The organism is Actinomadura harenae (genome assembly GCF_003696215.1).
Classification (GTDB): domain Bacteria; phylum Actinomycetota; class Actinomycetes; order Streptosporangiales; family Streptosporangiaceae; genus Spirillospora; species Spirillospora harenae.
Window position 1 is genome coordinate 53,141 of sequence record NZ_RFFG01000003.1, and the last position, 14,126, is coordinate 67,266.

A 14,126-nucleotide genomic window follows, 5' to 3' on the forward strand; every position below is an offset into this window, starting at 1 on the left:
GTCACTCGCGGGAGAGGGCTCGGGTGATTCCGGCGGCGGCGGTGAAGCCGAGGACGAGGCCGAGGATCGAGATCGTGTAGGCGACCCACTGGTCGACGCCCTTGGGCGCGTACTCGACGGTCAGGCCGATGTTCCCGATCGGGAGGATCAGGTCGACCGTGTACCAGAGCGAGTTGAAGTGCGGGTTCTGGCCGGTGTCCAGCGCCGGCGGGTGGCGGAAGTGGAAGTAGAGGGAGCCGAAGACGATCAGGCCGATCAGCCAGGACGCGGCGCGGAACGGCAGGTAGCCGTAGCCGACCAGGGCCTCCTGGAGCCAGCCGATCGCCTTGCGCGCCGGGCCCTGCGAGGCGCGCCGGTCGCGGGACTTGGCCAGCAGGACGGCCCGTCCGTCGGCGTCGAGGCCGAGCGTCCGGTAGGCGGTGGCGAGCCGCTCGTAGGGCTGCGGGGCGTAGCCGTCGGTGTCGCGGTGCAGCCAGTCCAGGCGCTGCCGCGCGTTGAGGGCCGGGTCGAGGTTGTCGTACTGGAAGCCGTCCAGCTGGAGGCGTTCGGGCCAGGTCCGCGGGTCGTCGCGGAACAGGCTGATCTTGGCGTAGGAGAAGTCGACGGTGCCGCGGACGGGCTCGGTCGGCCGCAGCAGCACCTCCTCCGCCTGGAGGCGCTGGAGGCTGAGCGCCGTCCCCTCCTTGACGCCCAGGCGGGCGCCGCGCAGGCTCAGCTGGCCGGTGATGCGCGCCCCGGCGAACGACACCGTCCCGTCCGCGGCGAAGCCGTCCGAGCAGTACACGTCGGTCTCGACGCCCAGGTCGTCGGCGTTCAGGGCCGTCCCGGACGGGTGGGACAGCTCGGCGCCCACGAACGACAGGTAACCGCCGACGCGCGCGCCGCGCATCCGCAGCTCGCCCTGCGCCGAGAAGCCGCCGTCGCAGAACACGTTCGCCGCGACGTCCAGCCGGGACGCGTACAGCGCGACGCCGCCCGGGTTGTGCAGCCGCGCCTCCCGGAAGATCAGCTGGCCGCCGACCCGCGCGCCCGGCAGCCGCACCTCGCCCTGCGCGGTGAACCCCCGGTCGCAGTAGACGTTGGCGTCCACGAGCATCCGGTCGGCGAGCAGTGCGTCGCCCTGCGGGTTGGTCAGGTACACGCCGGACATGTTGAGGATGCCGCTGATGTGCGCCCCGTCCAGCCACAGCCCGCCGTGGACGCGGCTGCCCTCCAGCCACAGGTGCCCGTCGATCCGCGTCCCGGACGCGACCAGCCCCGGCAGCCGGCAGCGCATCAGGTGGACGCTGTTCATCTGCGCCCAGTACAGGTGCGGCGCCTCGTCGAACACGCAGCCGGTCAGCGCCAGCGGCACCGACACCTGCGCGTGCCCGAGGTTCAGCGACCCGGTGATCCGCGCGCCCGACAGCCGCACGCCCGGCACCTGCCCCGGGGACGGTTCGACCGCGCCGAGCAGCAGCGCCACCAGCACCTCCGCCCGGACGGTCCGGTCCGGCCCCCAGTGGGCGACCTGGTCGCTGACGGTCGGGTCGCCCGCGCTCAGGTCCACCGCCTCGCCGCGCGGGAACGCCTCCCACAGTTTGAGCTCCGCCGGGGACAACTCCTCGATGTTCATGGGCGCTCCTGGGAGACGGGGGGCGTTCGGGGGCTGCCTTGCGGCATGTGCCCTGCCATGGTGCCGTACGCTTCACTTTCGTAGGTAGGCGCAGATCAACGAGGGGGGCGGTCGTGGCGCGCGTCGTCGTCGACGTCATGCTCAAGCCGGAAATCCTGGACCCGCAGGGCCAGGCGATCGCCCGCAAGCTCCCGCAGCTGGGCTTCGAGGGCGTGGCGGCCGTCCGCCAGGGCAAGCGGTTCGAGCTGGAACTGGACGGCCCGGCCGATGAGGCCGCGCTGGAGGAGGTCCGCAAGATCGCGGAGACCATGCTGGCGAACCCGGTCATCGAGACCTTCGAGATCCACGCGCTCTGACGCGCGGCCGGTAGCGCGGCGGGGCATCCCCGCCGCGCCCGGAACCGGCAGGTGGGGCCGGTGGGCGGGCGGTCCGGAGTGCGTCCGGGCGGGTCCGCCCGGACGGTCCGCGAGAGCGGTCGGTCACCTTCGGGACGGCCCCTGACCGGAAATGTGGCGCGTTCCACAAACCGGCGGCACCGATAAGTCGATCAGACTTTTCCTTCGTCTCACGCTTACGTCACGTAAAGACCTGACACCCTGGCGATTACGGTGCTTTTCACCGGGGAAGCCTTACATGAGTCGAGACGTTGCCAGCGAGCGCGCTCTCCGGGCCGAGTCCGCGCACGGCGGGAAGCGGCCCGGGGGACGGACCGAGGTGCCCGGTGGACATGAAGTTCTCCCTCGCGTTGCCCCGAGAAGCCCTGAGCATCCCCGTCGTGAGACGGGTGGTCGGGGACGCGCTGCGCGGGCTCGGCGTCTCCGAGGACTGCGTGTCCGACATCCTCGTCGCGACGTCCGAGGCGTGCACCAACGTCGTCCAGCACGCCCGCAACAGCACCGACTACGAGGTGATCGGGCACGTCGCGGGCGGTGTCTGCCTCCTGCGCATCCTCGACTGGGGGCGCGGCCCCCGGCAGGCCCCCGACCCCGCCGCGGACGGCGGGTCCCCTTCGTCCGGCGCGTCCGGGCCGTTCGACGCGTCCGCCGCCCTCGCCCCCTGTGAGGAACCCGTCCCCTACGACGAATCCGGGCCGTTCGACGAATCAGGGCCGTTCGAGGCGGCCGGGCCGTTCGACGGTCCCGGGCCGTTCGACGCGTCGGGCGGACCGTTCGACCCCGGGGCTTTGCGCGAGTCTGGGCGCGGACTTAGGATCATGCGGGCCCTGGTCGACGAATTGAGCATCGAATCCGCTCCCGACCGGGGCACCGTCGTCCAGATGCACAAGCGGCTGACCTGGCGAGACGAGGCGCTGATCCGACGACTGGAGCACCGCCTCGCACGCAGCGCCGGGTAGATTGGGACACGCGCGGGGGGATTGTGACGCGCGCGCGGGAGTGAACGGCGGCGAAGAGCTGCAGCCCAGGGCTGGAACCGCCCGTCCCGGCCGCCCTCATTTCGGAGGAATGACAAGAGATGGACGCTGCCCGGGTTGGGGTCATCACCTTCCCTGGTTCTCTCGACGACCGTGACGCCGCGCGGGCCGTGCGGCTCGCGGGAGCCGAACCGGTCGCACTGTGGCACGCGGACAACGACCTGCAAGGGGTCGACGCGGTCGTGCTGCCGGGAGGATTCTCCTACGGGGACTACCTGCGAGCGGGCGCCATCGCCCGGTTCGCGCCGATCATGACGGAGCTGGTCGGGGCCGCTCGGAGCGGCCTGCCGGTGCTCGGCATCTGCAACGGCTTCCAGGTGCTGTGCGAGTCGCACCTGCTGCCCGGAGCGCTGCTGCCCAACGCCGGACTCCACTTCGTCTGCCGTGACCAGCGGCTCCGCATCGACAACGCGGACACCGCCTGGACCTCGGAGTACCGGTCCGGCCAGGAGGTGGTGATCCCGATCAAGAACGCGGACGGGCGCTACGTCGCCGACGCCGACACGGTCGCCGAGCTGGAGGCGTCCGGCCGGATCGTGGCCCGCTACCTCGACGTGAACCCGAACGGCTCGCAGAACGACATCGCGGGCATCACCAACGAGGCCGGGAACGTGGTCGGCCTCATGCCGCACCCCGAGCACGCCGTGGAGTCCCTCACCGGGCCGTCCGCCGACGGCCTCGGGTTCTTCACCTCGATCGTCAAGAGACTGGTCAACGCATGAGCGAGCAGCGCCCCGACAAGTCCGGCGCGAGCCACGAGGAGGCGACCCTCGAGTGGTTCGCCGACCTCAAGGACGACTCCGACGACCCCGAGCTGCAGCCCGTCGACCCGTCGGTGACGCAGGCGTTCAAGGCGGTCGTGGACGAGGCCGACGCCGCGCCCCCCACCGGCCCGATCCCCGGCGTGCCGAGCGACGAGCGGCCCCCGGGAGCGCCGCTCGAGCAGGCGGCCCCGCAGACCTTCGCCGCGGACGAGCCGTCCGACGACACCCCGCTGCCCCCGCCCCCCGCCACCCCGGACCCCGACCTCGTCCGCGCGATGCTGGACGAGGCCGCCGACGTGCCCGTCCCCGGTCTCGACGAGCCGGCCGCGGCCGCGCACAACGCGTCCGGCCGGCGGTCCGCCGTGTCCGGCCCGGGCGCCGTGCCGCACGGCGGTTCCGGCTCGCAGGCGGCGCCGGTCGCGTCCCCGCGGGTCTCGCCCGTCCCGGGCGCGAGCCCGCAGGCCGTGATCTTCCCGGACCCGCAGGCCGCCGCGCTGTTCGCCGCGTCCGCGACCGGGAACGGCGCCCCCCAGGCCCCGGCTCCGGCCGCTCCGCAGCAGCCGACCTTCGGGTCCGGTTTCGACTCCGGCGCGCAGGCCCTCGGCCAGGGCTTCGGCCCGCAGGACACCTACGCGCCCACCGGTCAGGACGCCTTCCCGCCCGCCGGGCAGGGCGCCTTCGCACCCGGCGGGCAGGACGCCTTCGCGGCTGCCGGGCAGAACGTCGCGTCGCACACGGGCCCGCTGCCCACCGCGGGGCTCGACGCGTCGCCGCTGACCGCCGGCGGAGCGGGCTCCGGCCCGCAGCCGTCCTTCGGTTCCGCCACGGGCCCGCAGCCCTCGGTCGGTCCGAACACCGGGCCGCAGCCCGCGATCGGCTCCGACAGCGGCCCGCAGGCCCACATCGCCGCGAACACGGGCCCGCAGGCCGCCGTCCCGGGCGACCCGGCCGCGAGCCCGACCGCCGCCCTCGCCGCGATGGCGCAGGGCCCGGGAGAGGCCGGCGGGCCGACCCCGCCCGAGCCGCCGCGCTCCGAGCCCGTCCGCCGGTTCGAGCCCGAGCCGGGCACCGACACCGTCGAGATCGCGGTCCGGACGCCCGACAAGCCGCAGCCGTGGGCCGAGCTCGGCATGGCCGAGGACGAGTACCGGCGCGTCCGGGACATCCTCGGCCGCCGCCCGACCTCCGCCGAGCTGGCGATCTACTCGGTGATGTGGTCGGAGCACTGCTCCTACAAGTCGTCCAAGGTGCACCTGCGCCAGTTCGGCGAGAAGGCCCCGCAGACCGACGCGCTGCTCGTCGGCATGGGCGAGAACGCGGGCGTCGTCGACGTCGGCCAGGGCTGGGCCGTCACCTTCAAGGTCGAGTCGCACAACCACCCGTCCTACGTCGAGCCCTACCAGGGCGCCGCGACCGGCGTCGGCGGCATCGTCCGCGACATCATGTCGATGGGCGCGCGGCCCGTCGCCGTCATGGACGCGCTGCGCTTCGGCCCGGCCGACGCCCCCGACACCCACCGCGTCCTGCCGGGCGTGGTCGCGGGCGTCGGCGGCTACGGCAACTCGCTCGGCCTGCCCAACATCGGCGGCGAGACCGTCTTCGACGCCTGCTACGCCGCGAACCCGCTGGTCAACGCGCTCTGCGTGGGCGTGATGAAGCACGAGGACATCAAGCTCGCCGCGGCCCCCGGCCCCGGCAACCAGGTGATCCTGTTCGGCGCCATGACCGGCCCGGACGGCATCGGCGGCGCGTCCGTCCTCGCCTCGGCGAACTTCGACGACGCGTCCCAGGCCAAGCGGCCGAGCGTCCAGGTCGGCGACCCGTTCATGGAGAAGCTGCTGATCGAGTGCTGCCTGGAGCTGTTCCGGGCGGACCTGGTCGTCGGCATCCAGGACCTCGGCGCCGCGGGCGTGTCCTGCGCGACGACCGAGCTCGCCGCCGCCGGCACCGGCGGCATGAAGGTCGACCTCGACGCCGTCCCGCTGCGCGACCAGCGCCTGCGCGCCGAAGAGATCCTCATGTCGGAGTCGCAGGAGCGGATGATGGCGGTCGTCGAGCCCGCCAAGGTCGACGCCTTCCTCGCGATCTGCGCCAAGTACGAGATCCCCGCGACGGTCATCGGCGAGGTCACCGACACCGGACGCCTCGTCATGACCTGGCGCGGCGAGACGATCGTGGACATCCCGCCCGGCACCGCCGCCGACGAGGGCCCCGTCTACGAGCGTCCGATCGCCCTGCCCGCCGACCTGGCCGCGCTCCAGTCGGACACGCCGGGCCGGCTGACCCGGCCGTCCAACGGCGAGGAGATCCGCCGGACGGTGCTGTGGCTCGCCGGGTCCCCGAACCTGGCCAGCAAGGCCTGGGTGACCTCGCAGTACGACCGGTACGTCCTCGGCAACACCGTCCTGGCGATGCCGGAGGACGCGGGCGTCGTCCGCATCGACGACGCGTCCGGGCTCGGCATCGCGCTGTCCCTGGACGGCAACGGCCGCTACACCCGCCTCGACCCGTACGCGGGCGCGCAGCTCGCGCTGTCCGAGGCGTACCGGAACGTGGCCGCGACGGGCGCCCGCCCGCTCGCGGTGACGAACTGCCTGAACTTCGGCTCGCCGGAGGACCCGGGCGTCATGTGGCAGTTCGCGCAGGCCGTCGAGGGCCTCGCGGACGGCTGCCGCTACCTCGGCACCCCGGTCACCGGCGGGAACGTCTCGTTCTACAACCAGACCGGCGACCAGCCGATCAACCCGACCCCGGTGATCGGCGTCCTCGGCGTCCACGACGACGTCCGCCGCCGGGTGAACATGGCGTTCGTCACCGAGGGTGCGACGCTCGCGCTGCTCGGCGAGACCCGCGAGGAGTTCGGCGGGTCCGAATGGGCGCACGTCGTCTACGGCCACCTGGGCGGCCTGCCGCCGAAGGTGGACCTGGCCGCCGAGGCCGCCCTGGCGTCCGTGCTGGTCGCCGCCGCCCGCGACGGCCTGCTCGCCGCGGCGCACGACCTGTCGGACGGCGGCCTGTCCCAGGCGCTCGTCGAGTCCTGCCTCCGCGGCGGCCTCGGCGCGCAGGTCACGCTGCACGGCGACGCGTTCGTCCAGCTGTTCAGCGAGTCGGTCGCGCGCGCCGTCGTGGCGATCCGTCCGGGCGCGGAGGCCCGCGTCGCCGCGCTGTGCGAGCAGGCGGGCGTCCCGGTGAGCCAGCTCGGCGTCGTCGGCGGCGACTCGCTCACCGTCAACGGAGGCGACCAGCAGGAGGTCTTCTCGATCTCCCTGGCCGAGCTCCGCGAGGCGCACGAGCGCACCCTGCCCAGCTACGCGAGCTGACAGAGCAGGTGAGAAGCCCCGGGCCGACGGTCCGGGGCTTCTCCCTTCCTCCCGCTATTCGCCGAAGGCGAGGCGGAGGCCGAAGGCGGCGATGACGCCGCCGGTGATCCGGTCCATGAGCCTGCGCGCGGACGGCTTGGCGAGCCACGAGCGCAGCGCGTGCGCGAACGTGACGAGGACGGCCGACCAGACGACCCCGAACGCGACGTGGATGCTCGCCAGCGCCATCCCGAACGGAAGATGCGGGACGTCCGCCGGGATGAACTGCGGCAGCAGCGCCATGTAGAGCGCGCCGACCTTGGGGTTGAGCAGGTTGGTGAGGGCGCCGCGCCGCCAGCCGTCGCGCAGCCGGTCGGGCTCGGCCCCGGCCTCGGCGGCCAGGGCGTCCGGGAGGCGCCGCAGGCTCGTCCAGAGCATGCGCAGGCCCATCCAGACGAGGTAGGCGGCGCCGACGAGGCGCAGCGTCGTGTAGGCGAGGTGGGACGCGGTGAGCAGCGCGGTGACGCCGAGGGACGCGAACGCGCCCCACAGGAGCGTCCCGGTCTGGATGCCGAGGACGACGCCCCAGGCGCGGCGCCGCTGCCCGAGCGCGGCGGTCCGGAGGATCAGGGCCGTGTCGAGGCCGGGCGTGAGCGTCATCAACCCGGCGACTACGGCGAAAGACCACAGAGCAGTAGAAATTGCCACGGACGGCCAGACTACCGCCCGTCGTACCGCAGGTTCCCGATCGCCTCCCGCACCACGAACCGGATCTCCCGGAGCCGGGCCTGGCGGCGAACGCGCCCAGCCCGTCCAGGCAGCGTCGCGGCCGGGAGTGGCGGAGAGACATATTCAGAGTGTGTGAATGCTGAGTCTCTGGGGCCACTCTGGTCTTGTGGGGCGGTGGGGTTGGTTGTTGGGGTAGATCGTCTCAGGTGGGGCGGGGTGGGGTGTAGCGGGCCCATTTGCCGCCGGCGATGGTGGCCCAGCGGTCGACGGTTCCGGGGGCGAGGCCGAGGAGCCGGCCGATGACGGGTGGGGGGAGTTGGCGGGCGTAGTCCAGCAGGGCGGCGTTGCGGTCGGGGCGCGGGTCGATGCCCAGGGTGGTGAGGCGGCGGGCCAGGCTGGTGGGGTGGAGGGGCTTTCCGGGGTGGCGGCCGGGGAACAGCCAGTCGTGGTTGTGAAGGTGGTCGGCGGTCCGGTCTGCTCGTGGGGTGGGCAGTCGGTTGATCAGGTCGGCGAGGGGCTCGGGCAGGACGACGCGGGTGGGGCCCAGGGTCAGTTCGGTGGTGCCTTGGGGGGTGTGGTGGAGGTCGCCGCGGGTGAGGCGGCTGATCGTGGTGAGGTGTTGGGCGAACAGCAGGATCAGCAGGGCGGCGGTCCGGTCGGCGTCGGGGATGGTGTCGTCGGCCAGCATGCGGCGGGCCAGGGCCCATCGGTGGTCGTCGGGGGTGAAGTGGGACGGCTCGGTGCCTGTCTTGGTGGGGATGTCCAGGTTCGGCATGTGGTGGGTGCGGGTGGCCCAGGACCAGAAGGCGCGCGTGCTGTCGGCGCGGCGGGTCTCGTCGAGCCAGGCGTCGAGGTCGCTCTGGCGGCAGGTGGCCGGGGTGCGGTCCTGGTGGCGTAGGTGGGTGAGGAAGTGGCTGGCGGCGGCGAGTTCGGCGCGGGCCCGGTAGGCGGGCCCGGGCTGGAGGGGGGCGCCGTCGAGATTGCGGCGCAGGCGGCGCAGCACGTGGGTGCGGGCGAACAGCGCGATGAGTTGCCGGTCGTCGGGGTGGGCGGCGGTGGTGAGTGTGCGGGCGAAGGTTTCCAGCCGGTGCAGGTGCTCGTCGCGGTCGGGCAGGGCGCCCGCGGCGACCAGCAGGACGCGCAGGTAGTCGATGGAGCGGCTGGTGCCGCGGCTGTCGAGGGCGGCGTGGGTGAGTGGCAGCCGTCCGGCCGCCAGATCGGTCAGGACGGGGTGGGCTCGGCTGCTGCTGCGGCCCAGGTTGGAGAGCGCGGCCTGGGGGTTGCCGGTGGCCAGGATCGCCTCGCGGAGCGGCAGCAGCGCGGGCAGGATCCGGCCGTCGGGCCCGGTGAGCTGGTGGGTGAGGCGGTCGGCGAGGATGCAGGCGAAGCAGCCCGGCCTGCCGTCCAGGCCGGTGCGCCTGCCGCGGGCCGTCCGCCCGCAGGCCCGGCAGGTGACGGTGGCGGCCTGGTTGCAGGTGAGGCAGAGGTCAGGGTGGTCGGCGGTGGCCTTGGCCGAGGTCCGTCGAGTGCGGCCACAGACCCCGCAGGGCCGCTCGGGTGGCTCATAGCAGCGGGCGCAGACCATCAGGGCGGTGCCGGTCCGGCCGCCCGGGACCGCCGCCGGCGGCGCGAGCTGCCCGCACTTTCCGCAGGTGACCGGGGACTGCCAGCGGATGTAGCAGGTCGTGCAGAGCGAGAGCTCGGCGTGCCCGACCCGCCCGGAGTTGATCTTCCGGAGGCGTCCGCAGCCGTCACAGACGCGTTGGGGCCGCTTGGCCCGGTAGCAGCGGGAGCACAGGGTGTGGGGACTGCCCGACCGGCCGTTCGCCCGAACGGCGGGGAAACGGAGTGCACCGCACTCCTCGCAGCGGGCCTTGGGCCGATGGACGCGGTAGCAGGCACCACAGACCCCCGCGCCGTCCGGGCGGGGCCCGGTGATCGTCAGACCCTCCCGGCCGCAGTCGGCGCACCGCCCCCGCCGCCGGGTCACGGCTCGTCGGGGACGATCCGGGCCCGGCGCGGGCGGCGGACCTCACCCGAAGGGGCGGGCAGCGGCCCGGCCTGTTCGGCGGTCTTGCGCCGGGCCCCGGCGAGGACGACCGGCTCGAACAACTCGGCCGGGGTGGCGTCCAGGATGTCGCAGAGCGCGGCGAACACCTGCAGGTTCAAACGCTCGGGGGTGCCTGTGACCAGCCGGTGGACCTGCGAGGCCGACATCTCGATGCCGCGTTCGGCCAGCAGCGGTGCCAGGTCGGTGGTGTTGAACATGCCGCGGCGGGCCATCAGCTCCCGTAGATGCCACCGGTAGCGGATCGTCGGCATCAGTCCGCTCCCCTCAGCCCGGCGTCCAGGACCTCTCGCAGGGCATTGTTCATGAAGTCCGATCCCGCATGGGTGTAGATGGCGGTCGTCGACCCCCACGCGTGCCCGACCTGCCGCTGAACGAAGAACGGATCGGCGCCGTCCTCGATCAGATGCGTGATGTAGGAGTGCCGCAGGCAGTGCGGATGCAGCGCCTCTTCCAGACCGAGCGCGTCCCGGTACTCGGCGAACCGGCGGGTGATGTGCCGCCCGGTGACCCGTCCGCCCCGTTCGGAGGGCCACAGAAGCTGCCGTCTCCCGACCCCGAACAGCGGCCGGACCTCCTCGACGTACTCGGCGACGGCCTCAACCGACCAGTCCCAGACCGTCAACACTGTGCGTCTGCGCGGCGGCGACCCCTTCACCGCCTTCCCGAACCTCACATAACAGGCGCCGTAGCGGCCGAACTCCGGGGCCTTGGGATTGCGAGAGAAGTCCGCGAGATCCAGGTTCCCGGCCTCGCGGCGACGCAGCCCCCACCCGTAGATCACCTTGAAGAGTGTCGCGTCGCGGAACGCCGGCAACCAGCCCTTCCGGCCCGAAGCACGGGCCCGGAGCACCTGCTCGTCTGCGTGGTCGAAGAAGTCCTGCAGTTCCCGGCGGGTCAGTGCCCGAACCTCCGGCCGTCCCTCATAGGGCGCCGAATGCGACGGCATGTTGTCCTCGTGGCAGATCTGCACCGGGTGCGTCCCGAAGTACTCGATGCACTGCTCACCCCACCCGTAGCGGGCGTCGGTCAGGTAGTCGCAGAACATCGCGATCTGGTTCAGGTAGTTCCGGACCGTCGACCTTGCCAGCGGTCCCGGCGACGACAACAGTTCCGTCGCCCAATCCTCCACGTCCCCGGGTAGCCACTCCCACGGCGGCGTGCCGGTGAACGCCGCGAACCGGCGCACCAGGGCCACCCGCGTCGTGATCGACGAAGCTGCCAGCAACCTCGCCCTCTGCTGCCGCTCCCAACCCGTCAGCATCGCCACGAACACCGCTTCCTGTGGATGCAACGGCGCCACGCCGTCCGCGAGCACCAGGTGCGCCGCACCCTCAACAGAAACCCGTTTCACCCCAAACACCACCTCGCATCAGACGCGACATGCTCGCATCTGATGCGAGATCCCTTCAGGTGAAGCGGGAAACAGCAGGTCAGCAGCCATCCACCCGGACCACACGACAGCCTCGGAGCACCTCACACAGACAGTCGATGACCAGCACAAACGTCATCTTCAAGTCGGCGAATAGCTCACCAGATGCTATTCGCCCCCTTACTAGAAGACCGAGATGTGGACGTGGTCGAAGTGGTTCGCGGTGATGCCGCCGCGGTCGCTCATGCCACGCCAGCCGGGGCTGCGCATGTCGTAGATCCGCTGCTGCCAGATGATGTACTTGATGCCCAGCTCGGAGGCGTGGGCGATCGCGTAGTTGGCGACCTGGTCGCCGTTGGCGTTACGGGCGGCGGTGGGGGAGACGCCACCGGACGACTCCATGAAGTCGCACGCCGTGCCGGTCGCGTGGTCCTGCGCGTCCGCGCCGCCGCGGTAGCAGCCGATCGTCGGGAACGGGCCGAACTCGCTGTCGATGACCTGCTTGACGTGCATCATGCGCGGGGTCACGCTGCCCATGCCGACGCTCGGCGACTCCGGCTTGTACTTCTTGATCAGCTTCTTGACCTGCGCCTTCCGGGACTTCAGGTCCGTCAGGTTCTTCTGCAGGTCGGTGATCTTCGCCAGCGCCAGCTGCCGCGCCTTCTCCTGGTCGGCGACCAGCTTGGTGATCTGCTGGACGCGCGCCGACTGGTTCTGCGCGACATGGCTGGCCAGGCTCATCGTGTTCAGCAGCTCGGACGGGTCGCCCGCCGCGACGATGGTGATGCCCGGATCCTGCCCGCCGCTCATGTACTGGTTCGCGGCGAGCCGCGCGGCGAGCGTCCGCGACGCCTCGAGCTGACCGCGCAGCGAGTCGGCCTTCTTGATGGCCTGCTTGGCGGCCCACTGGGCGTCCTTCAGCTGCGCCAGGTCGCCGCCGTATTCCTTGTCGAGCTGGGCGATCTGCTTGTTCAGCTTGTCCATCCGGCCGCTGTCGCCGGGAGCGGCGTCGGCCGGGACGGTGCCGGACAGCATCGGCAGGACGACCGCGAGCGCGGCCGCGGCGAGCGCGGCACGCCGTCCGCGTCGTCCACGCCGCGCCGGGGGGACGGCCAGGGCGAAGCGGTGGTGGCGGGTGGAGGTCGGGCGCTCCACGTCCTCTCCTCTCCTCTGGTCGGCCTACCGGGTTAGCTGACGGGTTCGGGCGCGGGAGTCCGCCCTATCGCGACGCCGTGCGGCGCCGGCGAATTCACCCCGGCCGGACGGGCGTCCGGCGGATGGGTCCCCGGCTCCCGGACGGGGGCGTCCGGGACTCGGCACGTCCGGCCAGCCTGCCGCTTCGATCACGGACAGTCATGGATCGGACACCAACAAACTGCAAGGAACTGGGTGTTGCCTCGCCAAAGATTAGACCCCTGGGGCTGTTGGGACGACCCCCGGAGGGCAACGCGATGCGCGGATCCGCAGGATGCGCGATGGCCCGGCCCCGAGAACGGGACCGGGCCATGATGACCGTGCGTAAGCGCTATGCGCCTTACAGTGAGCCCTTGTAGACCAGCCGGTTGCCCGTGCCGCTCCCGAGCTTCTTCAGGACGTTCTTGGTGGAGTTGTCGTACAGCCACTTCTGAACGGTCGGGAAGGTCGCCTTCGGGTGCGTCTGCAGGTACAGCGCCGCGACACCGGCGACGTACGGCGACGCCATGGACGTGCCGCTCTCGACCTGCGTGCCGCCGCCCGGCCAGGTGGACGTGATGCCATAGCCGGGGGCCATGATGTCCACGCACTTGCCGTAGTTGGAGAAGTCCGCGCGGTTGTCGTGCGAGGTCGTCGCGCCGACGGCCTCGACCCAGCCCGCGCCCGACGGCGAGAACTTGCAGGCGTCCCGGTTGTCGTTGCCCGCGGCGACGGTCACGAAGACCCCCGACTTGGACAGGTTCGCGACGGCGGTGTCGAGCGCGTTGGACTTGCCTCCGCCGATCGACATGTTCGCCACCGCCGGCTTGGCGGCGTGGGTGCGCAGCCAGTTCACGGCGGCGACCACGTCGGACACCGGGGAGTTGCCGTCCTTGTCGAGCACCCGCAGCGCGCGCAGCTGGACGCCCTTGGCCGCGCCGTACTTGGCGGAGCCGAGGATGCCGGCCACATGCGTGCCGTGGCCGTTGTAGTCCCAGCCGTTGCCCTTGAAGCGCGACGCGCTCCACGCGACCTTGGCACGCCCGCCGAACTGCGGGTGGGACCAGGCGATACCGCTGTCGACGATGTACGCGGTGACGCCCTTGCCGGTCGCCTTGTAGGAGTAGGACTTCGACAGCGGCAGCTTGCGCTGGTCGATCCGGTCCAGGCCCCACGGGAGCGGCGTCTTCTGGGTGGTGGTCGCGTGGACGAGCTGGTCCTGCTCGATCGCCGCGACGCGCTTGTCATGACGCAGCTTGTCGAGCTGCTGGGTGTTCAGGCGGGCGACGAACCCGTTGAGGGCGTCGCCGAAGCCCTGGGCGGACGACGCGCCGACCTGCCCCGCCGCGGTCTTGGGCGAGGTGCCGGCCTTGAGCGTGACGATGTACTGGCCTGCGATGGGCGAGCCCTCGGCGGCGGTCACCTGGACCGCCTTGGGCGTGGAATCGGCGGAGGCCAGCGCGGGGATCGCCGCCGCCGCGCCCACAGAGGACGCGATCGCGCCGGCCAGCAGCAGCCTTCGGGAGACGGGCCGCAAGAGAGCTCCTTCTGCCGCGGAGTCGGATGAGCCGCGGCCAAGATCGAGGTCACCGACCCCGGAACCCTAATGCACCTTCCATCCCACAAGACGCATAAGGCACATATCAATCGGATCAACGTGGCCCCGGCCGAGCG

At 72.1% G+C, this 14,126-nt stretch carries 11 protein-coding genes and 1 riboswitch; of the genes, 4 read left to right on the forward strand and 7 right to left on the reverse strand.

The window, feature by feature from the left end; translation table 11 throughout:
* Position 1 precedes the first annotated feature (1 nt).
* Positions 2–1,615 carry a hypothetical protein gene (locus tag EBO15_RS02415; RefSeq protein WP_122192626.1) on the reverse strand — a complete coding sequence of 538 codons (1,614 nt, stop codon included), beginning with the start codon at positions 1,613–1,615 and terminating at the stop codon, positions 2–4.
* A 113-nt stretch (positions 1,616–1,728) separates the two neighbouring features.
* Between EBO15_RS02415 and purS the strand changes: the two genes are divergently transcribed.
* The 4 genes from purS to purL all read left to right on the forward strand — a co-directional run bounded on the left by purS (position 1,729) and on the right by purL (position 7,131).
* Entirely contained in the window at positions 1,729–1,971 is a 243-nt protein-coding gene (gene purS, locus EBO15_RS02420; protein WP_122192627.1) for a phosphoribosylformylglycinamidine synthase subunit PurS, read from the forward strand.
* A 419-nt stretch (positions 1,972–2,390) separates the two neighbouring features.
* On the forward strand, positions 2,391–2,969 hold the full coding sequence (locus EBO15_RS02425) for an ATP-binding protein (protein WP_158628104.1): 579 nt from the start codon (positions 2,391–2,393) through the stop codon (positions 2,967–2,969).
* A gap of 119 nt (positions 2,970–3,088) precedes the next feature.
* The gene (gene purQ, locus EBO15_RS02430; RefSeq protein WP_122192629.1) at positions 3,089–3,769 is read left to right on the forward strand and encodes a phosphoribosylformylglycinamidine synthase subunit PurQ; all 681 of its coding nucleotides are present in this window, start codon (positions 3,089–3,091) and stop codon (positions 3,767–3,769) included.
* Between the two features lie 1,172 nt (positions 3,770–4,941).
* Positions 4,942–7,131: a phosphoribosylformylglycinamidine synthase subunit PurL gene (gene purL / locus EBO15_RS02435; protein ID WP_233615892.1), complete on the forward strand. Its 2,190-nt coding sequence runs from the start codon at positions 4,942–4,944 to the stop codon at positions 7,129–7,131.
* Positions 7,132–7,185: 54 nt separating this feature from the next.
* Here the strand turns inward: purL and EBO15_RS02440 are convergent, their stop codons facing one another.
* The 6 genes from EBO15_RS02440 to EBO15_RS02465 all read right to left on the reverse strand — a co-directional run bounded on the left by EBO15_RS02440 (position 7,186) and on the right by EBO15_RS02465 (position 13,989).
* The gene (locus EBO15_RS02440) at positions 7,186–7,770 is read right to left on the reverse strand and encodes a LysE family translocator (protein WP_122192630.1); all 585 of its coding nucleotides are present in this window, start codon (positions 7,768–7,770) and stop codon (positions 7,186–7,188) included.
* A 271-nt stretch (positions 7,771–8,041) separates the two neighbouring features.
* Entirely contained in the window at positions 8,042–9,829 is a 1,788-nt protein-coding gene (locus tag EBO15_RS02445) for a hypothetical protein (RefSeq protein ID WP_122192631.1), read from the reverse strand.
* Positions 9,826–10,161 carry a helix-turn-helix domain-containing protein gene (locus EBO15_RS02450; protein ID WP_122192632.1) on the reverse strand — a complete coding sequence of 112 codons (336 nt, stop codon included), beginning with the start codon at positions 10,159–10,161 and terminating at the stop codon, positions 9,826–9,828. The genes EBO15_RS02445 and EBO15_RS02450 overlap by 4 nt, the downstream gene beginning before the upstream one ends.
* Complete coding sequence (locus EBO15_RS02455) at positions 10,161–11,261, reverse strand: tyrosine-type recombinase/integrase (protein ID WP_199744289.1); 1,101 nt, start codon at positions 11,259–11,261, stop codon at positions 10,161–10,163. Before EBO15_RS02455 ends, EBO15_RS02450 begins: the two co-directional genes overlap by 1 nt.
* Before the next feature lie 201 nt (positions 11,262–11,462).
* The gene (locus tag EBO15_RS02460) at positions 11,463–12,434 is read right to left on the reverse strand and encodes a coiled-coil domain-containing protein (protein WP_233615872.1); all 972 of its coding nucleotides are present in this window, start codon (positions 12,432–12,434) and stop codon (positions 11,463–11,465) included.
* A 6-nt stretch (positions 12,435–12,440) separates the two neighbouring features.
* A riboswitch (cyclic di-AMP (ydaO/yuaA leader) is annotated at positions 12,441–12,608 on the reverse strand.
* A gap of 205 nt (positions 12,609–12,813) precedes the next feature.
* On the reverse strand, positions 12,814–13,989 hold the full coding sequence (locus tag EBO15_RS02465) for a S8 family peptidase (RefSeq protein WP_122192633.1): 1,176 nt from the start codon (positions 13,987–13,989) through the stop codon (positions 12,814–12,816).
* Between the last annotated feature and the right edge of the window lie 137 nt (positions 13,990–14,126).